Here is a 25966-nt window from a genome sequence, read left to right on the forward strand (position 1 = left end):
TCCCAGCACCCCACCCACATCACCCCTTGCGTCTCCAGAGCCCGGACGACCCTCACCCTCGACCTGTAGCCCGAACTGCCCGGGCACGCCCCGGCGAAGGCATCCCTCCGCCGTCCTGACCCCGACCGGCAACCTTCGCCGGTCCCGTCACCAAACCCGATCACCGCCGCGCTCCGGGTCCCCGATCACGGCGGCAATCCGGACGCTGATCGCAGAGGTGGTCGGGGTTGTTGGGACCGTCCTGACGCGTGGTGGTCATCCTGCTTCCCCGATCTCAGCGGAAATCCGGGTTCCGACCTCCACTGAGGTCCGGCGAAGGACTTCCACTGAGATCGGGGGCCAGCTGCGGACGGGACGGTGGGTCTGTCGGTCGATCGGTGTGAGTGGTTCGGCGCGCGGGATGCCGGTGGCGTTACCTGGTCTTCCAGGCGCCTCGGCGGAGGAGGCGCAGGCCGTTGAGGGCGACGAGGACCGTGGAGCCTTCGTGGCCGGCTACGCCGAGGGGGAGGGGGAGGTGGCCGACGAGGTCCCAGGTGGCGAGGACGGCGATGAACGTGCCCGCGATGACCAGGTTGGCCGTGACGACGCGACGGGCTCGCCGGGAGAGGTCGATGACCGCCGGGATCGCGTGGAGGTCGTCGCGGACCATGATCGTGTCGGCGGTCTGCAGGGTGAGGTCGGAGGCCGCGCCGCCCATGGCGATCCCGGCGTGGGCGGTGGCCATGGCCGGGGCGTCGTTGATGCCGTCGCCGACGAACGCCACCCGGTGTCCCGCCGACTGCATCTCGTCGACCACGTTGAGCTTCTGCTCCGGGAGCAGCCCGGCCCGCACATCGGTGATGCCGACGTGCGCGGCGAGCTCACACGCTCCGGCCGCCGTGTCGCCGGTGAGCAGAACCGGCTCGCTGGTCAGGCCGCGAGTCACCGCCACGGCTACAGGGGCTTCCGGACGCGGCTGGTCGGTGATCGCCAGCAGCCCGATCGGCTCACCGGTACACCGCACGAGCACCGGCGTGTGACCCGGCTGCACCTCGAACTCCGCAGGGGCGGCACTAATCTCGACGTGGTGCCCCTCGACCCGGGCGGTGACTCCGCGACCGGGCAGCGCGGCGAAGTCGTCGGCCGGGGGCAGCGACAGCTCTGCCCGTTCGGCGGCGCGCACCACGGCTGCGGCCAGCGGGTGCTCGCTGGGGCGTTCGGCCGCAGCGGCCACGCGCAGCAGCTCGTCGCGGCTCCACGCGTCGTCGAGCACTCGGACCTCGGCGACCTCCGGAGTTCCCCGGGTGAGCGTGCCGGTCTTGTCGAAGGCGACCTTCGTGGTCGTGCCCAGCCGCTCCATCACCACCGCGGACTTGACGAGAACGCCGTGGCGTCCGGCGTTGGCGATCGCGGCCAGCAGCGGGGGCATCGTCGCCAGCACCACCGCGCACGGCGAGGCGACGATCATGAACGTCATCGCCCGCAGCAGCGATTCCCGCAGGTCGGAGCCGAACAGCAGCGGGATCGCGAACAGCGCCACGGTCGCGGCGACCATGCCGATCGAGTACCGCTGCTCGACCTTCTCGATGAACAGCTGGGATCGCGCCTTCGTCTGCCCGGCCTCCTCGACCAGCGCCGCGATGCGCGCGACCACCGAGTCCTCCGCGCGGCGGCTCACCCACACGCGAAGCGAGCCGGTGCCGTTGAGGGTGCCCGCGAACACCTCGCAACCAGCCGAGACGTCGACCGGCAGCGGCTCACCTGTAATGGTCGCCTGGTCGACGCCGCTGGAGCCGGACAGCACCGCGCCGTCGGCCGGAACGCGCTCCCCTGGCCGGATCAGCACCTCGTCGCCGACCTCCAGCTCGGCGGCCGGGCGCACCTGCTCGACCCCGTCGGAGGTGACGACCGTGGCGGTGTCGGGGGCGAGGTTCAGCAGCCCGCGCACGGAGTCCTCGGTGCGCGCGGTGGCCAGCGCCTCCAGCGCACCCGAGGTGGCGAAGATGACGATGAGCAGCGCGCCGTCGGTGATCTCGCCGATGGAGGCCGCTCCGATCGCGGCCAGCACCATCAGCAGGTCGACGTCGAGGGTCTTCTCCCGCAGCGCCTGCAGCCCCGCGAGCCCCGGTTCCCACCCGCCGGTGACGTAGCAGGCCAGGTACAGCGCCCACCAGGACCACGCCGGGGCGCCCGCCAGCTGCAGGCCGAGCCCGATCAGGAACAGGCCGAGCGCGACGGCTGCCCAGCGCACCTCGGGCAGCGCGAACAGCCGCGTCCGCGCTGGTGGCGCGAGGCGTGGGGGAGCAGTGGTGGACGTGGCCACGGTGAACCTCCGCAGAGCTGGGCTGGACCCGCACAGCAGAACACATGAACATGCGTTCATGCAAATGCGGGTCTAGACTGCTCGCATGGGACACGGAGTGGATCGGGAGGCGACCAGACTCGACGCGGAGTCGGCCGCGCACGTGGCGAACACGCTGCAGGCGCTGGCCACGCCGAGCCGGCTGCTGATCCTCACCGAACTGCGGCAGGGGCCGCGCCCGGTCACCGAGCTCGCCGAAGCCGTCGGCATGGAGCAGTCCGCGGTGTCCCACCAGCTGCGGCTGCTGCGCAACCTCGGCCTGGTCGTCGGCGCCCGCTCGGGTCGCAGCATCGTCTACAGCCTCTACGACAACCACGTCGCCCAGCTGCTCGACGAGGCGGTCTACCACAGCGAACACCTGCGGCTCGGGCTCGTCGACCGCTCCGGCGCGGTCAGCTGACGCGCAAACCCAGCGACGCCAGCCGCTCCCGGGCCAGTTGCGCGATGACCTCGGCGTCGCCCGCGCGCCACGCCGCCGCGGGTTCGGTACCGAACCTCTTGAGCCTGCGGTGCGGCAGCTCGGTCAGCGCGCGCAGCGCCAGCAGGTCGGCTCCCCGGGCGCGCATCGCCACGGCCTGCCCGGCTGCGCGGGCGTAGCGGACCCGGCGCGGAAACCACGCCGCCAGCACCGGGAGCAGCGAGAACGCCACGATCACCACCGCGGCGCCGGTGGCCGCCAGCTCGACCGCTTCCAGCAGTCGCACGCCCGCGTCGACGAGCACGCCCCCGGCCGAGCCGCCGCGTCCCAGCGCGCCGGCCAGGTCGTCGCCGACCAACGGAACTCCCGAGGCGGTGCCGGCCGCATCGGCGAAGGTGCTCCGGAGTTCGCCGCCCGCCTCGATCATGCGATGTCCGGGTGCCTGCAACTCCAGCACCGCGGACTCAGCGAGCCCGGCGAGCCAGCACGACCCCGTGACCCAGGCGATCGCGAGGGCGTCGCACAACACCTGTGCTGCCAAGCGGATCGGGCGTTCAGCGTAGAAGCGCATGCGCGCTTCCTACCAGAGCCGCTGCGAGCCGTCGATCATCCACTGTAGACCATTGATGGCGGATCGCGGCAATCCAGGTGATCCTCACCCCGCCTCCTTGTGCCACACCGAGACGTGCTTGCCGCTGGTCCTGGTGAACGGGCTGCGGTCCCAGTCCGCCCAGCGCTCCACCAGGCGCATCCCCGCCAGCCGGGCCATCAGATCGAGCTCGGCGGGCCAGACGTAGCGCATCGGCAACGAATCGAGGTCCCACCGGCCGTCGCGCCTCCAGAAGTGGTGCGAGATCAAGCCCCGGTCCACCACGTCGTACTCGTCGATGCCGACGTGGCCGGCGCCGAAGTCGAAGGGTGCGTGGGTCTCGCCGAACGGCAGCTTCTGCAGGGCTGGCACGCCGACCTCGATCACGAAGCGCCCGCCCGGTGGCAGGTGCCGCGCAGCGTTCCGGAAGCAGTCGACCTGCTCGTCCTGCGTGGTGAGGTTGTTGATCGTGTTGAACACCAGGAACACCAGGCCGAACTCGCCGGGAGCCCGGGTGCGTGCGAAATCGCCTGTCGTGACGTCGATCCGCTCGCTGCCCGGTTTCGCGCGCAGGCGCGCCAGCATCGCCTCGGACAGGTCGATGCCGTGCACCGGGACACCGCGAGCGCTCAGCGGCAGGGCCACCCGTCCGGTGCCGATGCCGAGCTCCAGCGCGGCATCGGCACCGGCGAGCTCGGTGAGGAGCTCCACCGCGGGCCCGAGTGCCGCGGGGGAGAACATGTCCGCCTCGTCGGAGTCGTACTCCGCTGCGACGTCCTCGCCGAAATGGTCCACAACCACCCGAGAACCATGGCACCGGAGTCCGCGAGGCCGCCCTGGATTTTCGGCCGCGAGCACCCGATCGGCCGCGTTGACATCGATCCTCCGAGGGCGAAACATCCCGTTCGGTCTTGTTGAATCAGCGGTGAACTCAACACGAGGGGCGTTCGATGGCGTTTGATTTCGTGCTCACCCGACGGCAGGTGATCGCGCTGGCGGCAGCCGCCACCACCGCGCCCGTGGTGCTCGGCGGCGCCCCGCGCGCGGTCGCGGCACCTGGCTCGCGGCGCAGCGTCGACTTCGGCGGCGACTGGCGGTTCTCGTTGCTCAACACCACGGGGGAGGACGCGCAGCCGCCCGCGCCGGAGGACCCGTCCTGGCGTGCGGTCGACCTGCCGCACGACTGGAGCATCGAGCTCGACCCGGTCGACGACGAGTTCACCACCGGCGGCACGGGATTCCTGCCCGGCGGGCTCGGCTGGTACCGCAAGACCTTCACGCTGCCGCCGGAGACCGCCGGCAAGAGGATCTCCGTCGAGTTCGACGGCGTGTACATGGACTCCGAGATCTTCTTCAACGGCGCACGGGTCGGTGCCCATCCCTACGGGTACACGGGTTTCGCGATCGAACTCACCGAGCTGGCCCGAACCGACGGGAGTGAGAACGAGCTGCTGGTCAAGGCGCGCAACCAGGTGCCCAGCAGCCGCTGGTACTCCGGCAGCGGCATCTACCGCGACGTGCACCTGGTCGTCACCGATCCGGTGCACGTCCTGCGGCACGGCATCACCGTCACCACACCGGGTCTCGCCGAGTCGCTGCCCGGCCACGCCACCGTGCACGTCGACACCACCGCCGTCGCCGAAAGCGGTGCGAAACGAGTGGAACTGACCGTGGTCCTGCGCGACCCCGGAGGCGCCGAGGTCGCCCGTGCCACCACACCGGCCGACCTCGCGCCCCAACCGCGCACCTTCGGCCTCGACCTCCGGCTCGATGCTCCGCAGCTGTGGTCGGTGGCGTCCCCGGCGCTGCACACGGCCGAGGTCTCGCTGTCCCTGGGCGGAACCGTGCTGGACAGCACCGACATCCCGTTCGGCGTCCGCTGGTTCGCCTTCGACACCGAGCGAGGGTTCTCGCTCAACGGCGAGCCGATGAAGCTGCAGGGCGTCAACCTGCACCACGACTTGGGCGCTCTCGGCGCCGCCACCAGCTACGACGCGATCGTCCGGCAACTCAGGACCATGCGGAGCATGGGAATCAACGCGGTCCGCACCTCGCACAACCCGCCGTCGCCGCAGCTGCTGCGCGCCGCCGAGCGCGAGGGGGTGCTGCTGCAGGTCGAGGCGTTCGACTGCTGGCGCACCGGCAAGACCGACCACGACTACCACCGCTTCTTCGACGAGCACAGCGACGCCGACCTGACCGAGATGGTCGAAGCGGCGAAGAACTGCCCGGCCGTGATCATGTGGTCGATCGGCAACGAGATCCCCGATTTCACCTCGCCGGCCGGGGTTCCCATCGCCCGGCGCCTGGTCGACCGGGTGCGCGCGCTGGACCCGACGCGGCCGGTGGTCATCGGCTCGGACAAGCACCGCAGCGTTCCGGCCGACGGCTCGCCCCAGGACGAGATCCTGCGGATGCTCGACGGCGTGGGGCTCAACTACAACAACGCCTCCTCGGTCGACGAGCTGCACGCGAAGTACCCGCAGGTGTTCCTCTTCGAGTCCGAATCGTCCTCGGAGACCTCCACGCGCGGTGTCTACGACAGCCCGCACCAGCTCAACACCGGCGAGAACCACACGCCCGGCAAGCGCGGGACGTCCTCCTACGACAACAACCTGTCCCCGTGGACCTACAGCGGTGAGTACGGGCTGAAGAAGGATCGGGACCGGGCGTTCTTCGCAGGCCAGTTCCTGTGGTCGGGCATCGACTACATCGGCGAACCCACGCCATACTCGGACGTCTTCCCGGTCAAGGCGTCGTTCTTCGGCGCGGTCGACACCGCCGGGTTCGCCAAGGACCAGTACCACCTGTTCCGCAGCCAGTGGACCCGCGAGCCGATGGTGCACCTGGTGCCGATGAACTGGACGGATCACCGACCGGGCGAGCCGGTGACGGTGTGGGCCCACAGCAACGTGCCGACCGTGGAGCTGCTGCTCAACGGTCGGTCGCTGGGGGAGAGGAGCTTCGACCGCAAGACCACCACCGATGGCCGGGAGTACCTGGAGACCACCGAACCGACTGGTGACGACAAGACGGTCACCGACGGCCCGTTCCCGGGCAGTTACACGAGTCCCAACGGCAGTGCGGGCAAGCTGCACCTGACCTGGGAGGTCCCGTTCGAGCCGGGCGAGCTGGTGGCGGTGGCCAAGCGGGACGGCGCGGAGGTCGCGCGCGACGTGGTGCGCACCGCCGGACCCGCGGCGGAGGTCCGGTTGAGCCGGGAGGACGTCGGTGCGCTGTCGTTCGTGACCGCCGAGGTCGTCGACGTCGACGGCGTCCTGGTGCCTTCGGCGGAGCACGAGCTGACCTTCACCGCCACCGGCGGGGAGGTGCTCGGAACCGACAACGGCAAGCAGGACAGCGCGGAGAACTACCGCTCGGCGACGCGGAAGGCGTTCGGAGGCAAGGCCTTGGCGATCGTCCCCGCCGGTGCGGACGTGCGGGTGACGATGGCGGGTTCCGCGCGCCCGGCCGAGACCACCGCGGACGCGAGCTACTCCGGTTCGGCCGACACCGTCCCCGCCGCCATGATCGACGGGGACCTGGCGACCGGTTGGTCGAACCACTACGTGAAGGAGGCCACGGGCCTGCTGCCCGCCATCAGCGCAGCGCACGCACGGGATTGGGTGTCGATCGCCTGGCCGGAACCTCGCAGGGTCGGCGCGGTCGAGCTGACCTTCACCGTCGACACCGCGCACGCGGTGCCCGCGTCGATCGAGGTGCGCTACTGGGACGGCTCCCGCTTCGTCCCGGTGCGAGGGCAGAGCGGTGAGCCGGCCGCCACCACCCGCATCACCTTCGAGCCCGTGACCACCGACCGGGTTCGGATCGAGCTGACCAGTGCGAACCCCGGTGCCGAGGACGGATTCCTCGGCATCGGCGAGCTACTCGTGTAGCTGCGGCGGCTGGTCGGTGTGCCGGAGCGAGAGCCCGGTTCCCCAGCAGTTGGGGCACAGCCGCTGCGAGGTGACGACCTCGGGAGGGGCTGCGTCCTCGCTGCGCCGGACGTGCACCGCCGAAACTTCGCGCTTGCCGTCGCAGTTCTGGCACCGCTCGCGCGGCAGCTCGTCGACCGGCACGTCCTGGACCTGCCGCACCACCTGGTCGCGCAGTTCGCGCAGCTGAGGAGGTTCTTCGTCGGGATCGGCGTGCCTGCCGACCAGGTCGGTCTCGGCCAGGGCCGCCTCGAAGGCGCGCAGCAGCTGCTCCACCTCGCCGCCGAGGTTCTCCTGGGCGGTCATCGCGGGTCCCGCAGGTGCGGCGCGCCGGTGAGCCGGGAGTGCTGTGTGGGTGTCATGAAGCCATCCGAATTCCTCTGCGGTGCCCTGGATCGGCCGTCGTCCGGGGCGGCGGGCAAGCATCGCAGAGCGGACCGGCGCGGAATAGGAGGGAATTCACATCGGGGAAAACAATCCGAATACGCGCGAATCACGTCGCGGCAACCTTGTGCCGCCCACCAATGGGGAGTTGCGCTTGCGGAACGCGGGTGTTGCAGCTCATCGATCTATCCGCATCCAATTCGCCTTTTCTGAAATGGTGTCGTCCGGATTCCGGTTGCGAAAAACCTGGTAAGCAGGCGCGGAGCGACCGCGGGGCGCATTCGAACGGGCGCAAGCGGATCAGCGAAATCCGCTTGGTGCGGTTTTCTCCGCTGGGGCTGGGCGGGATCCCAGGGGGGGTGGGACCCGCCCAGCATTCGGCGAGGGCCGGTGAGGGGGAGTACCGGTTGCCTCGCGAGGTAGCGGCGTCGGGGTTTGGGGGCTGCACCGCTACTAAGGATCATAGTAGTTGTGAATCCTATTGTGGGTCAACGGCCTTGCGGGCGGACGCCGGTCCAAAGTGGATCGCGTTCTGCCAATAAAGTTGAACGCCATTCACATAGCGTGCGCGACGTGCTCATCCGAGAAGTACGATGTGCCCGGGGAGGATGGCCGATGCGTTGTCTGGGTGAGCTCGAATCCGCGGTGATGCGAGTGCTGTGGGAATCGGTGGAGCCGATCAAGGTGCGCGAGGTGCTGTCGCGGCTCGACACCGGCCGGTCGCTGGCTTACACGACCGTGCTGACGGTGCTCGACAACCTGCATCGGAAGGGCTGGGTGCAGCGTGACATGGACGGCAGGGCGTACCTGTACCGGCCGACGCGCACCCGCGAGGAAGCCGCGGCACGCTCGTTGCACCAGGTTCTCGTCGCCTCGGGCGCCCCGGACGTCGTCCTGGCGCACTTCGTCGCCTCGATCAGCGACGAGCAGGCGGAAGCGCTGCGCGCGGCTCTGCGCGAGCGCGAACAGGGCTGATCAAGGCTTGTAGGCGAGGCCGCCGAGGATCAGGCGCTCGACCAGTGAGGTCTCGCGCATGCGGGGTCCCTCCGGCCACCAGTCGTTGAGCTCGACGAGTCCCGGCTCGACGAGTTCCAGTCCCGCGAAGAGCGCGGCGATCTCCGCGCGCGTGCGGTAGCGGCCGGTGCCCATCGACGACTCGCGCCAGCGCTGCTCGAGCTCCCTGGCCATCAGGTGTCCTTCGGGCAGCTCGTCGCCCGGGTCCCACCAGTGCGAGATCGCCAGGTACGAGCCCGACGGCAGAGCGTCGACGTAGTGCTCCATGAACCCGACCGGATCGGCCTCGTCGTCGATGTGGTGCAGCGTCGCGCACTGGATCAGCGCGATCGGCCGGTCGAAGTCCAGCCTGGCGACCTGCGGCGTCGCCATCAGCGCCGCAGGGTCGCGCAGGTCCGAGGTGGCGAAGTGGGTGTGGTCGTTCTCCTCCAGCAGCGCTCGCCCGTAGGCGGCCACGGTCGCGTCGTTGTCGACGTAGACCACGGTGGCCTCGGCGTGGTTGCGCTGGGCGACCTCGTGGGTGTTGTCCACGGTCGGCAGGCCGGAGCCGATGTCGAGGAACTGGTCGATACCGACCTCGAACCCGGCCAGGTGCCGCACGACGCGGGTCAGCCAGCGGCGGATCGACTTGGCCACCTCGTCACCTTGGGGTGCGACAGCCTGGATCGTCTCGTAGACCTCGCGGTCGGCCGCGAAGTTGTCCTTGCCGCCCAGGAACATGTCGTAGACGCGCGCGATGCTCGCCTTGCCGGTGTCAATGCCGGCCGTCGCCCCGACGCCGGCGGCGTCGCCTTCGTTTCCCATCGGCCCCGAACTCCAGTGGACTGAATCATGTTCCGCCGGAGTGTAGCGGCGTTCGCCACCGCGCGGGACCCGGTCGCCGCTTTCGTCCGGACATTCCCGCGCGGTGGCCTCGACCTCCACCCTCGTGGTGAACGAGATAGGTTGCCCGGCAACGGGAATCGATGCGGTTCAGGTCAGGCGTCGGAGGGCTTCCCGGGTCAGGTCGGCAAGCGCGGGGTAGCCATCCACGGCCATGATGAGGTCCGCTTCGGCGAGGAGGCTCCGGAGCACGTGGACGACGCCCGGGGTACCGCCGAGCGCGAGGCCGTAGGCATAGGGACGGCCGATGCCCACGGCCGTGGCGCCCAGGGACAGGGCCTTGACGATGTCGGCGCCGCTGCGGATGCCGGAGTCGAACAGCACCGGCATCCCGTCGGCCGCGTCGACGACCTCGGGCAGCACTTCCAGGGCGGGAAGACCACCGTCGGCCTGCCTCCCGCCGTGCGTGGAGCAGTAGATGCCGTCCACACCGCCGTCCTTGGCGCGGCGCACGTCATCGGGGTGGCAGATGCCCTTGACGATCAGCGGCAGGTCGGTCAACGAGCGCAACCACGGCAGATCGTTCCAGGTCAGCGGATTTCCGAAGGTGGAGACCCAGCGCAGCACCGCGGCACCCGGGTCCTCTTCCGGCGTCTTGTCCAGTCCCGCGCGGAAGACCGGATCGCTGTAGTAGTTGCTCAGGCAGTGCCCGCGCAGCTGCGGGAAGTTCGAAGTGGCCAAGTCGCGCGGCCGCCACCCGGGGATCCAGGTGTCGAGGGTGACGACGATGCCCTTGTAGCCCGCGTTCTCGGCCCGACGAACCAGGCTTTCGGCCAGATCCCGGTCCTTCGGCGTGTAGAGCTGGAAGAACCCCGGTGCATCACCGAATTCGCCCGCCACGTCCTCCAGCGGATCGGAGGACAGCGTGGAGGCCACCATCGGCACACCGCTCTGCGCCGCCGCGCGGGCGGTGGCCAGGTCGCCGTGCCCGTCCTGGGCGCAGATCCCGAGCACGCCGATCGGTGCCATGAACACCGGCGACGGCAGCTTCAAGCCGAACAGGTCCACTTCGAGGTCGCGCTCGGTGGCCCCGACGAACATGCGCGGCACGAGCCCCCAGCGGTCGAAGGCGGTGACGTTCGCGCGTTGCGTGCGTTCCGATCCGGCCCCGCCGTGGACGTAGGACCAGACCGTCGGTGACATGGCCGCTTTCGCGCGTTCCTCCAGCTCCTCGAACTCCATGGGGAGATCGGGCAGCACCCCGCTCAAGCCGTTGAGGTAGATCTCCAACTGGTAGTCGCCGTACGCCATGCCCGCCCCTCCGGTCGTCGAATTCGATGCGGAATCTAACCGACGGGGGTCCACCCTGCGAAGCGCTCGTCGACCTCTTCCGGCCGCAATCCGAAGTCGGCCAGCGAATACCGGTGCGCGGGCTTGGCGTGCCCTGCGGTGCTCTCGGAATGCAGGCTCCGCATCGATGTTGCCGCGTTCTCGCTCAGCGGCAGCCCGAAGTGCCCGTAGATCCGCTCCACCACGCCGATCGGGTCGGCGATGAAGTCCTCGTAGCGCACGTCGAAGAACTGGTCCGGGTCGTGCCGCGCCCGTGCGGCGTTGAACTCCACCAGCCCGCGCGACCACAGGTCGAGCTGGTCGCGGCCGATCGTGTCGCCGTGGAAGGTCTCCGACCACCCGTGGGTGGCGTGCGCGGCCAGGCTGCACACCGACGCGATCGCGGTGCGCGGCTCCCGGTGGGTCTGGACCACCAGCGCGTCCGGGTAGACCTCGAACAGCGCGTCCAGCGCGAACAGGTGGCTCGGGTTCTTCAGCACCCAGCGCCGGTTGTCCTCGGGCGACCCGATCAGCTGCAGGTTGCGCTTGTGCCGGGCGTAGGCCGAGGTCCAGTCCTGTCCCTCCAACCAGCGCGAATAGGTCGGCAGGTGCGCCAGGCACTCGTAGGAGGTGGAGCGCATCGACTGCCGGAGCAGCTGCCAGCACTCCTCGACCTGTTCGGCCGACATGTAGTGAACGCCCATGAACTCCGGGTGCTGCACGTGGTGCCGGGTGTAGCCCTGCTGAACCTCCCGGAAGACGGGGTCGTCCTCCCATGTGGAGCGGGGAGGCCGGGGCTGCGGCACCTCGGTCAGCCACAGCTCCAGCCCCTGGTTGCCGGTGTCGGCGGTCAGCAGCCGGTGCAGCGCCGTGGTGCCGGTGCGGGGCAGTCCGGTGACGAAGATGGGGCGCTCGACGGCGACCTCGGCGTGCTGCGGGTGCTGCTTCCACGCCGCTTCGCTGAACAGCCGCGCGGTCAACGCTCCCCGCAGGAAAGACCGCTTGACCTTGTTGCCCAACGGAGTCAGGTCCGCATCCCGCGCGTAGGACTCCAGCAGCACGCCAAGACCGTCGGTGTAGTCATCCACCCCGAAGTCGTCCAACCCAACGCGACGACTGGCCGAGGCGTGCAAATCCTCAACACTGCCAACACCTTCACGCTCGAAACCCATGGAAAGCTCCTCCAGTCCGCGTTCGGGAACGGTGCGCACGCGGCGGAGCCGCGAGGCGTGCGAACCAACCTCGCAACCCGTACCGCCGCGGGTTCTGGCACGCTTCTGGCGAGTACGCCGCGACGCCGTGCATTGGCACACATCAGGAGTGGCGCACGGAGTCCAGAAGGTGGTCCCGCCACCCGCGCCGCTGAGCAGAACGACCACCTGCAGAAGGAACTCAGTGGTGGAATTCTCCTGCGTTCGCGTCTAGGCATTGCCCTGTGACGATTCGCGCAAGATCGGAGATCAGGAACAGCGCGGCGTCGGCGATCTCCTCCGGTTCGGGCAGTTTGCGCAGGTCGGTGGTGGCGGCGGTTTCTTCGTAGACCTCATCGCGGGTCACGCCGCGCTGCTCGGCGAGGTGGCCGAGGTACCACTTCAGCGAGTCCGCCCAGATGTAGCCGGGCGCGATCGAGTTGACCCGCACGCCCTTCGGCCCGAGCTCCGTGGCCAGGCTCTGCGCCAGCGACAGCAGGCTGGACTTGGCCATCTTGTAGGCGCCGTAGTTGCGGCGGGAGTGCCGCAGCACCGCCGAGTTCACCATCAGCACCGCGCCCCGGGTTTCGGCCAGCGCGGGGGTGAACAGCCGGGTCAGCCGCAGTGCGGCGAGCACGTTGGTCTCGAACCCCTGCCGGATCGCGTCCAGGTCGGTGTCGGCGAGGTCGGCCAGCGGCGGGATCGCGAAGGCGTTGTTGATCAGCGCGTCGACCCGACCGAACTCCTCCACCGACCGCGTCACCAGCGCGGCGGCCGCGCCCTCGTCGGTGATGTCGGTGGGCACCACCAGCGCTCGCCTGCCGAGGTCGGTGACCTCTTCGGCGGCGGACTTGAGGCGGGATTCGGTCCGCGACGCCAGCACCACGTCCGCACCGGCCATCGCGCACCGCTGGGCCAGTGCCCGGCCCAGTCCCGGTCCCACTCCGGAGATCACGACGACTTCGTCGCGCAGGAGTCCGTCCAGCATCGGCCTCACCCCAGCATCCGTTCGTGCACGGCCGCCTGCCGCGCGGCGATTCGCTCCCGCCACTCCTGCGGTGTCACTCGGGAGTGCTCGTGGTGCGGGAGCCGTTGCGGCAGTTCGTCGAAGCCGACTACCTCCACGTCCGGACCGTCCTCGGGGCCCAGATCGCGGGAGAGCCGTTGCCAGCGGACCTGGAGGTAGCCGCGGGTGTGCCCGGTCAGCTCCAGCCAGTTCGCCAGCCCCGGATCGCGCTCGGTGATGACGAACCGGATCTTGCCGTCGGGATCGGTGCGCGCCTGCTCCGCGGTGAGGCTCGTCTGGTGGTTGATGTAGTCGGTGGAGACGTACCAGGGGCTGCCCAGCTGAAAGCCCTGGTAAGGGGCCTCGGACTTGGCAACGGTGACGATCATCGCCTGGTCCTCGGACAGCTCGAAGTGCCCGGCCGAGGAGAACTGGGTGGCCAGGCCGCCCGGTGTGGAGCGCGGATCGTTCATCGTGTTCACCGGCTGGTTCAGGTAGAACCACTCCGGGAACGCCAGGAACGTCCGCAACCGGCTCAGCAGGATCTTGCCGGCGACGCCGTAGCGCTTGCTCAGCGCATCCATCGTGCGCGGCGGGGGAGCGGTGCCCGTGGTGTCCTCCCGCCGGATCCGGATGAGGCCGCGCCGTTCCGAGTCCCAGTCGCTGTAGACCTCGCGCACCACCAGCATCGCCGAACCCGGTGCGAGCGTGAAGTAGTTCGGACCGGCGGGGCCGGGGCCGAAGCGCACTTCGAAGTCACCGTTGTCGTCGATGTCGATCCGCCGGTCGTCGAAGGCGGCGAGGCTGTCGGGCACGTCCACCGGCGAGTAGTCGCCGTTGAGCACTTGGAAGCTCAGATCCGCGGTGCTGCCGCGTTCTCCGGTCACCACGTACTCGGCGTCGTCGCGGATGTAGGAGTGGAAGTACAGCGCGTCCGGGTTGTCCAGGCCCATCTTGGTGTAGGGGCCGGTGGACTGGACGAAGTGCGGGAAGTCCCGCTCGTAGGCCCAGGCCAGCATGAGGGATGCCTGGATGCTGCCCGCGAGGTAGTCGTAACCCTCGATCAGGTCCTGCTCGTCGCGGATGTGCTTGGCGTGCCGGATGACCTCTTCGGCCTCGGAGACGGCATCGGCGAAGGGCTGAGTGAGCATAAGCTCCTCTTGAGAACTCGTTCTAGTGCTCTGCGGTCGTCTGACTCTCGAGGGCGAAAGCCCCCGGGCTCCTCAGCTCCACCGGTTCGCGGTGAGCTCGAAGTTCGGGAGGTCGTCGAAGGTGTGCATCAGCTCGTAGGTGCGGGTGTAGCCGGTCTTGCTGATGCGCCACTGGCCGTCGGGCTCGCGGCGGTAGTCGTCCTCGTAGAAGGCCGCGCCCTTGATGAATGTCTTGAACTCGGTGGCGATGACCGTGTCCTCGAAGCTCCAGATGCCGGTCGCGGTGTCGCCGTCGATGTCGATCTCTGGCTGGCCGGCGGAGTGCGTGGTGATGATGCTCGGACCGAGGTTGTCCCGCATGAACTTCAGGATCTCCTCCCGGCTGGTGAGCTCGAGCTTGGATCCCGTGGCCTCGGTGCCGTACTCGGCCACGGCGTCCTCGGTGAGCGCCTCGGCGAGCACGTGCCAGAGCTTGAGGTCGACCGCGCGCAGGTAGCGGTACTTCAGTCGTTTGATCTCCTCCAGCGCGACGAGGTCCATGACGCCTCCTTGTGACTTGCGGGGGGTTGGTCTCGGGGTTGCCCCAGCTTTCCGCGCAGCTTGACCGAGCGCAAGAACTTGTTCTACTTTTCTGTGGAACTCGTTCTAGGTTCGGTTCCGATGGAAAGGGCGGGTCCAGGGTGACCACGACCTACGAGCTGACCCACCTGCGAGGCCTGGAAGCCGAGGCGGTGCACGTGTTCCGCGAGGTCGCCGCGTCCTTCGAACGTCCCGCGCTGCTGTTCTCCGGTGGCAAGGACTCGGCGGTGATGCTGCACATCGCCACCAAGGCGTTCTGGCCCGCACCGCTGCCGTTCCCGGTCCTGCACATCGACACCGGCCACAACTTCGACGAGGTCATCGACTTCCGCGACCGCACCGTGCGACGGCTCGGCCTGCGATTGCTGGTCGGCAGCGTGCAGGACGACGTCGACGCGGGCCGCTGCGTCGAGCAGCCCGGAGGCGGCCGCAACCGCCTGCAGACACAGACCCTGCTGCGCAGCATCGGTGAGCACCGCTTCGACGCCGTCTTCGGCGGCGCCCGCCGCGACGAGGAGAAGGCCCGGGCCAAGGAACGCGTGTTCAGCTTCCGCGACGAGTTCGGCCAGTGGGACCCGCGCAACCAGCGGCCCGAGCTGTGGCACCTCTACAACGGCAGGCACCGCCAGGGCGAGCACATCCGGGTCTTCCCGCTGTCGGACTGGACCGAGCTCGACATCTGGCAGTACGTGCTCGACGAGGGCATCGACCTCCCGCCGATCTACTACGCCCACCGCCGCACCGTCTTCGAGCGCGACGGCATGCTGCTGGCCACCAACCCCCACCTGGCACCGGGTGAGGACGAGCAGCCCTACGAGGCCACCGTCCGCTTCCGCACCGTGGGCGACACGACCTGCACCGGCTGCGTGCCCTCCACGGCGAGCACCGTCCGCGAGGTCGTCGCCGAGGTCGCCGCAGCCCGCGTCACCGAACGCGGAGCCACCCGCGCCGACGACCGCATCTCAGAAGCAGGGATGGAAGACCGGAAGCGCGAAGGCTACTTCTAGGAGGTCGGTTCATGGGGCGGTTGGCCCATGCCTCAGGTGTGGGACGCAGCTCGCACCGCCTCAGGTTCCGCTACCGGCACCGCTGAGCGAAGTGATTGAGACGAACCATGGATCGAGGAGCTCCGATGACGCAGCTGCTCCGGTTGGCCACTGCTGGGAGCGTCGACGATGGCAAGTCGACGCTGATCGGGCGCCTGCTCTACGACTCCAAGACGATCCTCAGCGACCAGCTGGAGGCCGTGGAGCGCGCCAGCCGCGGGAGCGACGGTCCCGATCTCGCGCTGCTCACCGACGGGTTGCGGGCCGAGCGCGAGCAGGGCATCACCATCGACGTCGCGCACCGCTACTTCGCCACGCCGCGGCGCAAGTTCATCATCGCCGACACACCCGGGCACATCCAGTACACGCGCAACATGGTCACCGGCGCATCGGCCGCCGATCTCGCGCTGGTGCTCGTCGACGCGCGCAAGGGCGTGCTCGAGCAGTCCCGCAGGCACGCGTTCCTCGCCAGCCTGCTCGGGATCCCGCACCTGGTGGTGTGCGTGAACAAGATGGACCTCGTGGACCACTCGCAGCAGCGGTTCGACGAGATCCGCGCCGAGTTCGCCTCCTTCGCGATGAAGCTCGACGCCCCGGACCTGACGTTCGTCCCGGTCTCGGCGCTGCGCGGTGACAACATCGTGCACCGCAGCGGGAACATGCCCTGGTACGGGGGAACTTCGCTGCTGCACCACCTCGAGGAGGTCCACGTCGCCTCCGACCGCAACCTCATCGACGCACGGCTGCCGGTGCAGTACGTCATCCGCGACGGCGACTTCCGGGGGTACGCGGGAACCGTCGCGGGCGGAGTGCTCAAGCCCGGCGACGACGTGGTGGTGCTGCCCTCCGGCTTCGCCACCGGCATCGAGGAGATCTGGGGGCCGGGCGGGGAAGTCGTCGAGGAGGCGTTCACCCCGCAGGCCGTCACCGTGCGGCTCACCGACGACCTCGACGTCTCGCGCGGCGACATGATCTGCCGCCCGCAGAACCGGCCGCACGCGGGTCAGGACGTCGACGCCTTGGTCTGCTGGCTCACCGAGCGGAGCGCGCTGGAACCCGGCGGACGCTACGCGCTCCAGCACACCACGCGCGGCACGCGCGCCCAGGTGCGGCAGCTGGACTACCGGCTCGACATCAACACCCTGCACCGCGACACGAGCGCGACGTCCTTGTCGCTCAACGAGATCGGCCGGGTCCGCTTGCGCGCGCAGCAGCCGCTGCTGTTCGACGCCTACCGCCGCAACCGCACCACCGGCAGCTTCATCCTCGTCGACGAGGCCACCAACAACACCGTGGCCGCGGGCATGATCACCGGCCCGGACACCGCCGGGTCCCACGTCAGCTGGGTCTCCACCGCCGTGCGCAGGGAACAGCGCCGCACCCGAGGAGCGACGGTGTGGCTCACCGGCCTGTCAGGGGCGGGCAAGTCCAGCGTGGCCGTCGAACTGGAACGCCGGCTGGTCGCGGCGGGCAGGCCGGCCTACCTGCTCGACGGCGACAACCTGCGCCACGGGCTCAACTCCGATCTGGGCTTCAGCGCGGAGGACCGAGCCGAGAACGTGCGCCGCGTCGGCGAGGTGGCGCGGCTGTTCGCCGATTCCGGCGTGGTGTCGATCGTGTCGCTGATCAGTCCCTACCGCGCCGACCGCGACCGGGCGCGGCGAGTGCACCGGGACGCGGAGCTGACGTTCGTGGAGGTCTTCGTCGACACCCCGATCGAGATGTGCGAGGCGCGCGACCCCAAGGGGTTCTACGCCCGGGCGCGGGCGGGGGAGATCACCGGCTTCACCGGCGTCGACGACGTCTACGAGCGCCCGCGGAACCCCGACCTGGTGCTGCGGCCCGACACCGGCGATCCCGGCGTCATGGCGTCGATGATCGCGGACCTGCTGGACTGACCCGGTCGCGCAGCGGACGAGAATCTTTCACGATTAATCAGAAGTCGATCTGGCTCCGGTACTCCTTCGCCAGCTCCTGCAGGCGGGCCACGGTGTCGTGGCGCTCCAGCGCGGCACCGCGCAGCCGGTCCCACGCGTCGTTGAACAGGTTGAAGTCGTCCTCGTCGTCCAGGTACAGCCCGCCTGCGACGTGCTCGACGAAGACGAAGTCCTTGGTGCCGTCGGAGAACCGCATGATCGTGAAGTCGTTGGGCACGTACGGCAGCCGCACGTCGAACGGCAGGATGTGCACGTAGGCCTTCGGATACCGGGTCTGCAGGTCCAGCAGGTGCTCCACCTGGTCCAGCGCGACCGACGGGTTCGGGCCGCCCGGCATCCGGTGGAAGGCGGCTTCGCTGAGCACGAAGCGGTAGTAGGGCGGGCGCGGCAGGTCGAAGATCCGCCTGCGGTCCAGCCGGTTGCGCACCAGCGCGGTGACGTCGGTGGCGCGGTCCTCGGAGAACTGGGTGAGCATGTAGTGCTCTGACTGCAACGGGCCCGGGATGCGCTCGCCGTGCCAGCTGAGGATCTCAGTGGCGGCCGGTTCGAGGTCGGTGAACGTGCGGAACCACTGCGGCACCGCCGAGCGGTAGCCGGACCACTGGCCGCGTTGCCCGGAGCTGGATCGCGCGAGCTCCAGCATCAGATCGGCTTCGGCCCTGCCGGTGTGGAACGCCTCCAGCATCTTCTGCAGCTCGGCCTTCTTGACCGCGACCGTGCCCGTCTCGAGCTTGTTGATCTTGCCTTGGCTGCATCCGAGCAGCTCGGCGACGTCCTGCTGGGTCATGCCCGCGGCCTGCCGCGCGCGGCGAATCTCGTTCCCGAGCTGCCTGCGTCGCGAAGTTACCGTGCTCGGCACCAGACCTCCGCTCGTGTGCTCTTGCCGTCACCACGTCTGACAAGCGCAAACGCGTTTGTCAAGAACAACACTGTAATGCACACGGAAGTGGGTGCGCGGCAAGCAGGTCACGCCGGTGATCCGCGCTGGCGGTGATTAATCAAGGAACGGCTGTGAGCTGCGAAGATCTAGTCGATGTCGAAGGTCCCCGCCCTCATGTCGGTGAGGAATCGATTCCAACTGGTCGTGTCGAAGTTGAGCAGGACGTCACCGGTGAAGCGTTTGCTGTCGCGGACCCCGACACGTCCTGGGCTCGTCAAGTTCACCTCGACGCAGTTCCCCCCGTTCGGTCCGCAGGTGGACGCCGAAGTCCAGCCCGTGGCGCTGAAGGCGGGGCTCGCGGTCGGTTCCGGGTGAAGCATCGCGGTACATCCCTTCCGAATCTCTCGACTCCGTGGCGCAGATGTGCTTACGATTAATCGTAAACGATCCGAGGAGGGATCATGCCACTCGAGTTGACCGGGGCGCCCTGGGGGCGCCGACGGGCAGCCCGGCATGGATTGCGCATGGGTCTTGCATACCGCTGCACGAGTGAGAGTGCGGCAGGCGCATGCGATTTCGTGGCAGGACCGGCAGGTCGGTGTCGCGCGTGCGATGTGCGTGCTCCCCTTCGGGCATGACAGAATCGGGAATATTCCTTCATATGGAGCCCTACCGTGCGGCCGATGCTTGGCGGTGATCGCAGGCATCGTCGTTCGGGATTTCACCTGAACAGCGCAAAACCCGAATCGTGGGCGACTAGCGAATCGGGCAAGACGACACGACGCGGCGGGACACGGCAGCGAAGGGGAGTGTGCGGATGCATCCGTTCCATTGGGTTCCGGCGCGCGGGGAGCGTCACGCGAGCACCGACTACCGGCCGTCCGGGGGGTACCCGGCGGGGAGCACCATCACCACGCTCTGCGACCGCGAGATGCGTGCCGAGGTGGGCGAGGTGGCGTGGCTGTGGAACACGTGCCCTGCGTGCAACGCCGAAGCGCACCGCATGGTCGGCGGAGCCCGGCAAACCGCGACCGTCTAGGGGTCGTCGGAGGAAGGGGTTGGGCGGTGCGAGTTGAGTCCCGCCCCCGGAGCAGCGGCCAACGCCGCGTTCTCGAAGAGCCCCAGGGCTTGGGGAGGATCAGGCCTGGGCCTCTTTCGAGGCGCCACCTTCCAAGGCCACCAGTGCCGTCCGGTTTCGCGGGATCCGGTCGGCGACATCGGCGAGGGGCTGATACCTGGAGGTTCCCGCGCGCGTGGACTTGGCCCGGTACATGGCCTGGTCCGCGGCGGTGACGAGCTGGTGCATCCGGTGCGCCGGCAGCACCGCGACCCCCGCGCTGGCCGTGCAGCGGATCGGCATCTCCGACATGACCTCCGCCGAGGCGATGGCGGCGCAGAGCTCGGTGGCCAGCGCATCCGCGTCATGAGGTGCCTCGCCGCTGAGCAGCACCACGAACTCGTCCCCACCGAGCCGGGCTGCGCATGCCGCGTGCCCGGCTTTCTCGTTGATCCGGTGGGCCACCGCGACCAGAACGCTGTCGCCGAAGTCGTGGCCGTAGAGGTCGTTGGTCTCCTTCAGCCCGTCCAGGTCCAGCAGGATCATGGCGATGTGATCGCTCGGGCGGGTGGTGGCCCGCTGGTGGTCCAGCGCGCGCTGGAGGCCCGCGCGATTGGCCAAGCCGGTGAGCGGATCGGTGTGCGCGGCGCGATCGGCCACCACGAGCCGTTGTTCGAGCTCGCGACGTTTGCGGCGGGAGTCGAACAGCGCTGCCGAGAGGATCGCGCAGAGGGCTAACGCGCAGACCGCGACGAGCACGCTCATCGGGCCGCCCGGTCCTGGGGCCAAGCCGGGCGAATCTGATGCACGCGGCGAACCGTCCGCCGCGACAACCGGATCATCCCTCGGCCTCCTCCCGCGCGCCGGGGCCGATTGCCGGGCACCGGATCCCGCTGACGGATCAAGATCGACGATCGTCCTGCTGCTGCTACTGTCCCGGACTGACATTGCAGATGCAAGAACGTTTGCAAGAACACCTGCAAGCACGGACGCGATTTCGCCCGAAAGTTGGAGGCATCCATGCCGGAGTCCGCAGTGCCGGAGACTCCGCGGTGGGCAGACCTGAGCTGGCGGTCTGACCTGCGCTGGCGCAAGAGCGCGCACAGCAATCCGAGCGGGAACTGCGTCGAGGTGGCCGAGCTGGAGCGCGGGCGGATCGCCGTGCGCAACTCCCGCTTCGAACAGGGGCCAGTGCTGGTCTACACGCGAGAAGAAATCGCCGCTTTTCTCGAAGGGGTTAAAGAAGGCGACTTCGATGATCTAATCTGCTGACTGGCTTTGGCGGCGATCGGACGCCGCATTGCTCCCGATGGGGGTATCGACACGATGAGCATCGAGCCGGAGAGACAGGGCAGGCAGCAAGGTGGGTCCACCGCTGGGCCCACCGTGCTGCGCATCGCGCTGGGCGGTCAGCTTCGGCGCCTGCGTGAACAGCGCGGGATCAGCCGCGAGGCCGCCGGTGATGCCATCCGCGGGTCGCACGCGAAGATCAGCCGTCTCGAACTGGGGCGGGTCAGCTTCCGGGAACGCGATCTCAACGACTTGCTCACCCTCTACGGCGTCCAGGACTCCGACGAGCGCGCGGCGTTCCTGTCGCTGGCTCGGCAGGCCAACGAGCCCGGCTGGTGGCACCAGTACGGTGACCTGCTGCCGTCGTGGTTCGAGACCTACCTCGGCCTGGAGCAGGCCGCCGAGATCATCCGCACCTACGAGGCGCAGTTCGTGCCTGGCCTGCTGCAGACCCCCGACTACGCGCGCGCGGTGATCCTGCTGGGGCACGGGCAGGAACCGTCGGCCGAGGTCGACCGACGGGTCGCGCTGCGGATGCGTCGCCAGGACATCCTCACCCGACCGGAACCGCCGACGCTGTGGGCGGTCATCGACGAGGCCGCGCTGCGCCGCCCGATCGGCGGTGAGCGGATCATGCGCGGGCAGATCGAGCACTTGGTCCGCATCTCCGAACTCCCCAACGTGACCGTGCAGCTGCTGCCCTACAGCGTCGGCGGGCACGCCGCGGCGGGCGGCCCGTTCACCATCGTGCGGTTCCCCGAGTCGGACCTGCCCGACGTGGTCTACCTGGAACAGCTGACCAGCGCGCTGTACCTGGACAAGCGCAACGACCTGGACCAGTACCAGGCGGTGATGAACCTGCTCAGCGTGCAGGCGGCGACACCTCAGGACACCACGCAGCTGCTGCGCGAGTTGATGCACGAGTACTGAGCGATGCGAGGGATGCCGATGAACGAGCAGGGTGGCCGGCTGCCGGTCGAGATCGACAGCACCGTCGCGCACGAGGCGCGGGTCTACGACTACTGGTTGGGCGGCAAGGACAACTTCGCGGCCGACCGCGCGCTGGGCGATGCGATCGCCGAGCACATCCCGACCATCAAGACCATGGCGCGGGCGAACCGGGCGTTCGTCGGGCGCGCCGTGCGATACCTGGTGCAGGAGTGCGGCATCCGGCAGTTCCTCGACATCGGTACTGGAATTCCCACCAGCGGCAACGTGCACGAGGTCGCGCAGAGCGCTGAACCGAGCAGCCGCGTGGTCTACGTCGACAACGACCCGATCGTCCTCGCGCACGCACGCGCGCTGATGACCAGCACCGACGAGGGCGCGACCCGGTTCATCTTCGCCGACCTGCACGACCCGGACTCGATCCTGTCCGACCCGGCGCTGGCCGAAACGCTCGACCTGACGCAGCCGACCGCCGTGATGCTGGTGGCGGTGCTGATGTACTTCCGGGAGAACTCGGAGGTCGAGCAGGTGCTCGGCAAGCTGGTGGACGCGGTTTCCTCGGGCAGCTACCTGACGATCACCCACCCCACCGCCGACTTCGACCCGGAAGCGATGGCAGGCGTGGTGGCCTCCGCCCAGCAGTCCGGAATCCCGTTCCAGCCGCGCGGACAGGACGAGGTCGCGGCCCTCTTCGAGGGCATGGACCTGGTAGAGCCCGGAGTGGCGCCGGTGCTGGCGTGGCGGCCCGACCCGGAGCCGTCCGGGATCACCAAGCTCCACCCGGAGCACGAGGTCGACCCGCGCAGCGCTTACTACTGGGCCGCCATGGCCCGCAAGCGCTAACCGGCCCGGCGGTGGGCGGTCGGGCCGAGCTCGCGCGGTGGTGCCGGTTCGTCGGGATCGTCCGTCGTGGCGGTGTCCTCACCCGGGCGGACGCCGTGGCCGGGGCCGGTTCCGCCGTCGCGGTGGTCGTGGCGGATGACCAGCAGCAGCACCAGCGCCGCCACCAGCGGCAGGTGCGAGACGAGTCGACCGGCGGTGACGACGCCGGCCACCAGGTCTTGGACGCTGACGAAGGTGAGCACGGCGAGGAACGCGCCGAGCACCGGCACCATCCCGGCACACGCGCGGACCCGCCAGGCCGCCCAGCCGAACCCGGCGCCGAGCGCGAGGTTCCAGGCGGTGCTCTCGTGGAACACGTGCCCGGCCATCGCCTCGTGGCCACCGGCTCCCAGCAGCTGCGCGACGCCCAACGCGATCTGCACCGCGGCGACGACGCCGAGCAGCACGCGGGGCCAGCGCCGGACCGCGGGAGCCGGGAACGCCCGCATCACCGACGCGGCCAGGTCTGGGGTGCTCGGCACGGCCCGCACCCGCAACACCCTGCTCAACGCGACGGCGCGGGTTTCCCAGTCCTGGCACTCGCCGCAGTCGACGAGATGCCGCTCCACCTCGGCCCAGGCCACCGGAGGTTCCTCACCGTCCGATCGCGCCGACAGCGCCTCACGGCACACGCAACAGTCCACACCGCTACTGTCGCTCCCCGCGGCCCAGGAGTTCCCACCGGGTCACCCGGAGTCCGAGGTGCTGTGAGCGGGGGGTCGGGAGCGGGCATATCGTGATCAATGTCTTGTGGCGCTCGGACAGAACAGGTCAGACCGCCCCAGCCACGCCAACTCCCACCTGAAGTGCGCAGCCGGTTCCTGCTCGGGCCTTCCTGGTCCGGTCAGGTGGCGTCCCAGGCGTAGCGGACGCGAGGGCCGAGTCGTCGAACCAGGGTGACGCCGTGATCGATGTCCTGCGTGGTGCTCCGGTTCACGAGGACGATCGGCGAATCGCGTCCATACCGGTCGAGCACAGCTGGGCCGACGTCCGGGATCTGGAATAACGGGCTCGCGCCTGGCTTCGCGCTGCTGCGGCGCAACGTGCTCGTGCGGCGAAGACCGCGCTCGTGCGATCAGTTCAGCCGGTTTCCTCGTCTTGGTGGGTTCGGGTGGACAGGAGTTGGTCGCGGGCTCTGGCGACTCGGGAGCGGATGGTGCCGACCGGGCAACCGGTGATGTGGGCGGCTTCGGCGTAGGGGAGGCCCAGGACCTGGGTGAGGACCAGGGCTTCGCGGCGTTCCGGGTCGAGGTCGCTCAGCAGCAGGTTGAGCTCGACGATGTTCTCGAAACCCGTGTCCGGCGAGGTCGGCTCGGTGGCCGGAGTGGTGTGGGTGGTGCGCGGGCGGGAGCGCTCGTAGCGGATCTGGTCTACGACCACGCGGCGGGCGATCGTGAGCAACCAGGTGCGGGCCGAGGAGCGGGCGTTGAACCGGCGGACGCTGCGGAACGCGCGCAGGAACGTCTCCTGAGCGAGGTCGTCGGCGAGGTGCGGTCCGGTCAGGTGCGCGACGAAGCGCCAGACGTCGTGCTGGCTCTCCCGGATGAAGGACTCCATGGCGTGCGGGTCACCGCGACGCGCCTGCAGCGCGAGCTCGGTCAGCCGCGCGTTCGCGTCCTCGGAACGACTCATAACCGGGCAGGCTAGTCGGCTCCGAACGGCTTGCGATCAGCTGATCGACTGAGCGTGATCACCCCCACCGGCTCCGGGCCCGGTTTTTCCCGGGTGTGGGGGAAGTTCCCACCGCTCGCCGTCAGTCGCGGGAACGGGCTCCGTGGGCGAAGCCGGCGGAGTCGTGCCCCCGGACGGGCGCGGGCTGCGCTTCCAGCCTCGGCAGCGCGCGGCGCAGGTCGTCGAGCAGCAGATCGGCCATGTCGTGGCTGAACCCGTTGCGCACCACGATTCGCAGCACCGCAAGGTCAGTTCGGTCCTCGGGGAACGCATAGGCCGGAACGAGCCAACCGCTGGTGCGCAGAGCTGCCGAAACGTCGAAAACGGAATAGTTCCGAACGTCGCGCAGCTTGAACGCGAAGGCCGGGATGTGGCTGCCGTCGGTGAGCAGCTCGAACGGCCCGAGCGCGGCGATCTCGCGGGCCAGCCGCGTCGCCACGTCGCGGCACTCCTGCTGCACCCGCCGGAATCCGTCGAACCCCAGCCGCAGGAAGCTGAAGTACTGCGCGGCCACCTGGGCTCCCGGCCGGGAGAAGTTCAACGCGAAGGTCGGCATCTCGCCGCCGAGGTAGTTCACCCGGAACACCAGCTCGTCGGGCAACGCGTCGGGCGTGCGCCACACGACCCAGCCGACACCCGGGTAGACCAGCCCGTACTTGTGCCCGGAGGTGTTGATCGATGCCACCCGCGGCAGCCGGAAGTCCCACACCAGGTCCGGATCCAGGAACGGCGCGATCATCGCCCCGGAGGCCCCGTCGACGTGCACCGGCACGTCCGGGCCGCCGCGCGCGGCCAGCTCGTCGAGCGCGTGGCAGACCTCGGCGACGGGTTCGTAGGAGCCGTCGAAGGTCGAGCCCATGATGGTCACGACGCCGATGGTGTTCTCGTCGACCCGCCGCAGCGCCTCCTCGGCGGAGAGCGTGAAGCGGTCGCCCTCCATCGGCACGTACCGCGGTTCGACCTCGAAGAAGTTGGCGAACTTCTCCCAGCAGACCTGCACGTTGGCGCCGAGCACGATGTTCGGCGTGCCGGTTCCCCGCCAGCGGCGCTTGAGCGCGAGGCCGGCGAGCATGCACGCCTCGGACGATCCGGTGGTGGAGCAGCCGACGACGTGGTGCGGGTCGGGCGCGTGCCACAACCCGGCGAGCATCCGCACGCAGCGGTCCTCCAGAGCCGCGATGCGCGGGTACTCGTCCTTGTCGATCATGTTCTTGTCGAAGCACTCCGACATCAGCCGGACGGCCTGCGGTTCCATCCAGGTGGACACGAAGGTCGCCAGGTTCAGCCGCGCGTTGCCGTCGAGCATCAGCTCGTCGTGCACTATCTGGTAAGCGACTTCCGGGTCGGTTCCCCGGCTGGGGAGGTCGTAGGTGGGCACGTGCACGGGTTCGCGCGCGAAGATCGGGTTCACCGCGAGTTCGCTGCGGTGCGGGCGAGGCGTGTTGTCCGGATGCGTCAGCGGCACCAGCTCAGGTTGCCCGTGGAAAGGTGCCGCGG

Annotated in this window: 25 protein-coding genes; 9 read left to right on the top strand and 16 right to left on the bottom strand. The window is 69.2% G+C overall.

The annotated features are described in order from the left end of the window. Positions 1 to 412: 412 nt before the first annotated feature. Positions 413 to 2362: a heavy metal translocating P-type ATPase gene (locus E1161_RS20460; RefSeq protein ID WP_132625728.1), complete on the bottom strand. Its 1950-nt coding sequence runs from the start codon at positions 2360 to 2362 to the stop codon at positions 413 to 415. A gap of 25 nt (positions 2363 to 2387) precedes the next feature. Between E1161_RS20460 and E1161_RS20465 the strand changes: the two genes are divergently transcribed. Further along, the gene (locus tag E1161_RS20465; RefSeq protein ID WP_132625730.1) at positions 2388 to 2741 is read left to right on the top strand and encodes an ArsR/SmtB family transcription factor; all 354 of its coding nucleotides are present in this window, start codon (positions 2388 to 2390) and stop codon (positions 2739 to 2741) included. Here the strand turns inward: E1161_RS20465 and E1161_RS20470 are convergent. After that, on the bottom strand, positions 2734 to 3330 hold the full coding sequence (locus tag E1161_RS20470) for a hypothetical protein (RefSeq protein ID WP_132625732.1): 597 nt from the start codon (positions 3328 to 3330) through the stop codon (positions 2734 to 2736). The two genes, E1161_RS20465 and E1161_RS20470, sit on opposite strands and share 8 nt — an antisense overlap. Before the next feature lie 84 nt (positions 3331 to 3414). Further along, positions 3415 to 4149, bottom strand: coding sequence for a class I SAM-dependent DNA methyltransferase (locus E1161_RS20475; RefSeq protein ID WP_235875174.1), 735 nt, complete (start codon positions 4147 to 4149; stop codon positions 3415 to 3417). A 149-nt stretch (positions 4150 to 4298) separates the two neighbouring features. Between E1161_RS20475 and E1161_RS20480 the strand changes: the two genes are divergently transcribed. Next, a complete protein-coding gene (locus E1161_RS20480) occupies positions 4299 to 7244 on the top strand; it encodes a glycoside hydrolase family 2 TIM barrel-domain containing protein (RefSeq protein ID WP_132625736.1) in 2946 nt (981 codons plus the stop codon). Here E1161_RS20480 and E1161_RS20485 read toward each other — a convergent pair. After that, a complete protein-coding gene (locus E1161_RS20485; RefSeq protein ID WP_132625738.1) occupies positions 7233 to 7589 on the bottom strand; it encodes a hypothetical protein in 357 nt (118 codons plus the stop codon). The two genes, E1161_RS20480 and E1161_RS20485, sit on opposite strands and share 12 nt — an antisense overlap. A gap of 693 nt (positions 7590 to 8282) precedes the next feature. Between E1161_RS20485 and E1161_RS20490 the strand changes: the two genes are divergently transcribed. Continuing rightward, positions 8283 to 8642, top strand: a complete 360-nt coding sequence (locus E1161_RS20490; RefSeq protein ID WP_132625740.1) for a BlaI/MecI/CopY family transcriptional regulator — start codon at positions 8283 to 8285, stop codon at positions 8640 to 8642. Here E1161_RS20490 and E1161_RS20495 read toward each other — a convergent pair whose 3' ends face one another. The 6 genes from E1161_RS20495 to E1161_RS20520 all read right to left on the bottom strand — a co-directional run bounded on the left by E1161_RS20495 (position 8643) and on the right by E1161_RS20520 (position 14719). Continuing rightward, on the bottom strand, positions 8643 to 9485 hold the full coding sequence (locus E1161_RS20495; protein WP_132625742.1) for an SAM-dependent methyltransferase: 843 nt from the start codon (positions 9483 to 9485) through the stop codon (positions 8643 to 8645). It lies immediately after the preceding gene. Between the two features lie 168 nt (positions 9486 to 9653). After that, positions 9654 to 10814 carry a lactate 2-monooxygenase gene (locus tag E1161_RS20500; protein WP_132625744.1) on the bottom strand — a complete coding sequence of 387 codons (1161 nt, stop codon included), beginning with the start codon at positions 10812 to 10814 and terminating at the stop codon, positions 9654 to 9656. Positions 10815 to 10849: 35 nt separating this feature from the next. Next, on the bottom strand, positions 10850 to 12004 hold the full coding sequence (locus tag E1161_RS20505; RefSeq protein ID WP_132625746.1) for a sulfotransferase family protein: 1155 nt from the start codon (positions 12002 to 12004) through the stop codon (positions 10850 to 10852). 220 nt (positions 12005 to 12224) lie between these two features. Further along, positions 12225 to 13010, bottom strand: a complete 786-nt coding sequence (locus E1161_RS20510; RefSeq protein WP_132625748.1) for an SDR family oxidoreductase — start codon at positions 13008 to 13010, stop codon at positions 12225 to 12227. A 5-nt stretch (positions 13011 to 13015) separates the two neighbouring features. Beyond that, a complete protein-coding gene (locus E1161_RS20515; RefSeq protein ID WP_132625750.1) occupies positions 13016 to 14179 on the bottom strand; it encodes a hypothetical protein in 1164 nt (387 codons plus the stop codon). A 72-nt stretch (positions 14180 to 14251) separates the two neighbouring features. Further along, entirely contained in the window at positions 14252 to 14719 is a 468-nt protein-coding gene (locus E1161_RS20520; protein WP_132625752.1) for a nuclear transport factor 2 family protein, read from the bottom strand. 140 nt (positions 14720 to 14859) lie between these two features. Between E1161_RS20520 and cysD the strand changes: the two genes are divergently transcribed. After that, complete coding sequence (cysD, locus tag E1161_RS20525) at positions 14860 to 15765, top strand: sulfate adenylyltransferase subunit CysD (RefSeq protein WP_132625754.1); 906 nt, start codon at positions 14860 to 14862, stop codon at positions 15763 to 15765. 125 nt (positions 15766 to 15890) lie between these two features. Next, entirely contained in the window at positions 15891 to 17702 is a 1812-nt protein-coding gene (gene cysC / locus E1161_RS20530; RefSeq protein ID WP_132625756.1) for an adenylyl-sulfate kinase, read from the top strand. Positions 17703 to 17739: 37 nt separating this feature from the next. Here the strand turns inward: cysC and E1161_RS20535 are convergent, their stop codons facing one another. Then, on the bottom strand, positions 17740 to 18600 hold the full coding sequence (locus tag E1161_RS20535) for a helix-turn-helix domain-containing protein (protein ID WP_132625758.1): 861 nt from the start codon (positions 18598 to 18600) through the stop codon (positions 17740 to 17742). Between the two features lie 167 nt (positions 18601 to 18767). Continuing rightward, on the bottom strand, positions 18768 to 19328 hold the full coding sequence (locus E1161_RS28550; RefSeq protein WP_328591293.1) for a DUF397 domain-containing protein: 561 nt from the start codon (positions 19326 to 19328) through the stop codon (positions 18768 to 18770). A 110-nt stretch (positions 19329 to 19438) separates the two neighbouring features. Here E1161_RS28550 and E1161_RS20545 point away from each other — a divergent pair, with 110 nt between their 5' ends. Continuing rightward, positions 19439 to 19660 carry a zinc finger protein gene (locus tag E1161_RS20545; protein WP_132625762.1) on the top strand — a complete coding sequence of 74 codons (222 nt, stop codon included), beginning with the start codon at positions 19439 to 19441 and terminating at the stop codon, positions 19658 to 19660. Positions 19661 to 19759: 99 nt separating this feature from the next. Here the strand turns inward: E1161_RS20545 and E1161_RS20550 are convergent, their stop codons facing one another. Further along, positions 19760 to 20443 carry a GGDEF domain-containing protein gene (locus E1161_RS20550; RefSeq protein ID WP_165939889.1) on the bottom strand — a complete coding sequence of 228 codons (684 nt, stop codon included), beginning with the start codon at positions 20441 to 20443 and terminating at the stop codon, positions 19760 to 19762. Between the two features lie 255 nt (positions 20444 to 20698). Here E1161_RS20550 and E1161_RS20555 point away from each other — a divergent pair, with 255 nt between their 5' ends. From E1161_RS20555 to E1161_RS20565, 3 genes are read left to right on the top strand one after another with little or no spacing between them, the layout of a single operon-like run. Next, complete coding sequence (locus E1161_RS20555; protein ID WP_132625766.1) at positions 20699 to 20950, top strand: DUF397 domain-containing protein; 252 nt, start codon at positions 20699 to 20701, stop codon at positions 20948 to 20950. Between the two features lie 54 nt (positions 20951 to 21004). Continuing rightward, positions 21005 to 21898: a helix-turn-helix domain-containing protein gene (locus tag E1161_RS20560; protein ID WP_132625768.1), complete on the top strand. Its 894-nt coding sequence runs from the start codon at positions 21005 to 21007 to the stop codon at positions 21896 to 21898. An 18-nt stretch (positions 21899 to 21916) separates the two neighbouring features. Continuing rightward, positions 21917 to 22759, top strand: coding sequence for an SAM-dependent methyltransferase (locus E1161_RS20565; protein ID WP_132625770.1), 843 nt, complete (start codon positions 21917 to 21919; stop codon positions 22757 to 22759). Here E1161_RS20565 and E1161_RS20570 read toward each other — a convergent pair. The 3 genes from E1161_RS20570 to E1161_RS20580 all read right to left on the bottom strand — a co-directional run bounded on the left by E1161_RS20570 (position 22756) and on the right by E1161_RS20580 (position 25934). Further along, a complete protein-coding gene (locus E1161_RS20570; RefSeq protein ID WP_132625772.1) occupies positions 22756 to 23382 on the bottom strand; it encodes a hypothetical protein in 627 nt (208 codons plus the stop codon). The two genes, E1161_RS20565 and E1161_RS20570, sit on opposite strands and share 4 nt — an antisense overlap. A gap of 496 nt (positions 23383 to 23878) precedes the next feature. Next, entirely contained in the window at positions 23879 to 24430 is a 552-nt protein-coding gene (locus E1161_RS20575; protein WP_132625774.1) for a sigma-70 family RNA polymerase sigma factor, read from the bottom strand. A gap of 121 nt (positions 24431 to 24551) precedes the next feature. Next, a complete protein-coding gene (locus E1161_RS20580; protein ID WP_132625776.1) occupies positions 24552 to 25934 on the bottom strand; it encodes a glutamate decarboxylase in 1383 nt (460 codons plus the stop codon). Positions 25935 to 25966 lie beyond the last annotated feature (32 nt).

The organism is Saccharopolyspora aridisoli (assembly GCF_004348445.1).
Taxonomy (GTDB): Bacteria; Actinomycetota; Actinomycetes; order Mycobacteriales; family Pseudonocardiaceae; genus Saccharopolyspora; species Saccharopolyspora aridisoli.

Coding starts and splice junctions, on each gene's coding strand:
- E1161_RS20460 (WP_132625728.1), bottom strand. CDS start 2,362: ATGAACGCATGTTCATGTGTTCTGCTGTGCGGGTCCAGCCCAGCTCTG.
- E1161_RS20465 (WP_132625730.1), top strand. CDS start 2,388: ATGGGACACGGAGTGGATCGGGAGGCGACCAGACTCGACGCGGAGTCG.
- E1161_RS20470 (WP_132625732.1), bottom strand. CDS start 3,330: ATGCGCTTCTACGCTGAACGCCCGATCCGCTTGGCAGCACAGGTGTTG.
- E1161_RS20480 (WP_132625736.1), top strand. CDS start 4,299: ATGGCGTTTGATTTCGTGCTCACCCGACGGCAGGTGATCGCGCTGGCG.
- E1161_RS20485 (WP_132625738.1), bottom strand. CDS start 7,589: ATGACCGCCCAGGAGAACCTCGGCGGCGAGGTGGAGCAGCTGCTGCGC.
- E1161_RS20490 (WP_132625740.1), top strand. CDS start 8,283: ATGCGTTGTCTGGGTGAGCTCGAATCCGCGGTGATGCGAGTGCTGTGG.
- E1161_RS20495 (WP_132625742.1), bottom strand. CDS start 9,485: ATGGGAAACGAAGGCGACGCCGCCGGCGTCGGGGCGACGGCCGGCATT.
- E1161_RS20500 (WP_132625744.1), bottom strand. CDS start 10,814: ATGGCGTACGGCGACTACCAGTTGGAGATCTACCTCAACGGCTTGAGC.
- E1161_RS20505 (WP_132625746.1), bottom strand. CDS start 12,004: ATGGGTTTCGAGCGTGAAGGTGTTGGCAGTGTTGAGGATTTGCACGCC.
- E1161_RS20510 (WP_132625748.1), bottom strand. CDS start 13,010: ATGCTGGACGGACTCCTGCGCGACGAAGTCGTCGTGATCTCCGGAGTG.
- E1161_RS20515 (WP_132625750.1), bottom strand. CDS start 14,179: ATGCTCACTCAGCCCTTCGCCGATGCCGTCTCCGAGGCCGAAGAGGTC.
- E1161_RS20520 (WP_132625752.1), bottom strand. CDS start 14,719: ATGGACCTCGTCGCGCTGGAGGAGATCAAACGACTGAAGTACCGCTAC.
- cysC (WP_132625756.1), top strand. CDS start 15,891: ATGACGCAGCTGCTCCGGTTGGCCACTGCTGGGAGCGTCGACGATGGC.
- E1161_RS28550 (WP_328591293.1), bottom strand. CDS start 19,328: ATGCCTGCGATCACCGCCAAGCATCGGCCGCACGGTAGGGCTCCATAT.
- E1161_RS20545 (WP_132625762.1), top strand. CDS start 19,439: ATGCATCCGTTCCATTGGGTTCCGGCGCGCGGGGAGCGTCACGCGAGC.
- E1161_RS20550 (WP_165939889.1), bottom strand. CDS start 20,443: ATGAGCGTGCTCGTCGCGGTCTGCGCGTTAGCCCTCTGCGCGATCCTC.
- E1161_RS20555 (WP_132625766.1), top strand. CDS start 20,699: ATGCCGGAGTCCGCAGTGCCGGAGACTCCGCGGTGGGCAGACCTGAGC.
- E1161_RS20560 (WP_132625768.1), top strand. CDS start 21,005: ATGAGCATCGAGCCGGAGAGACAGGGCAGGCAGCAAGGTGGGTCCACC.
- E1161_RS20565 (WP_132625770.1), top strand. CDS start 21,917: ATGAACGAGCAGGGTGGCCGGCTGCCGGTCGAGATCGACAGCACCGTC.
- E1161_RS20575 (WP_132625774.1), bottom strand. CDS start 24,430: ATGAGTCGTTCCGAGGACGCGAACGCGCGGCTGACCGAGCTCGCGCTG.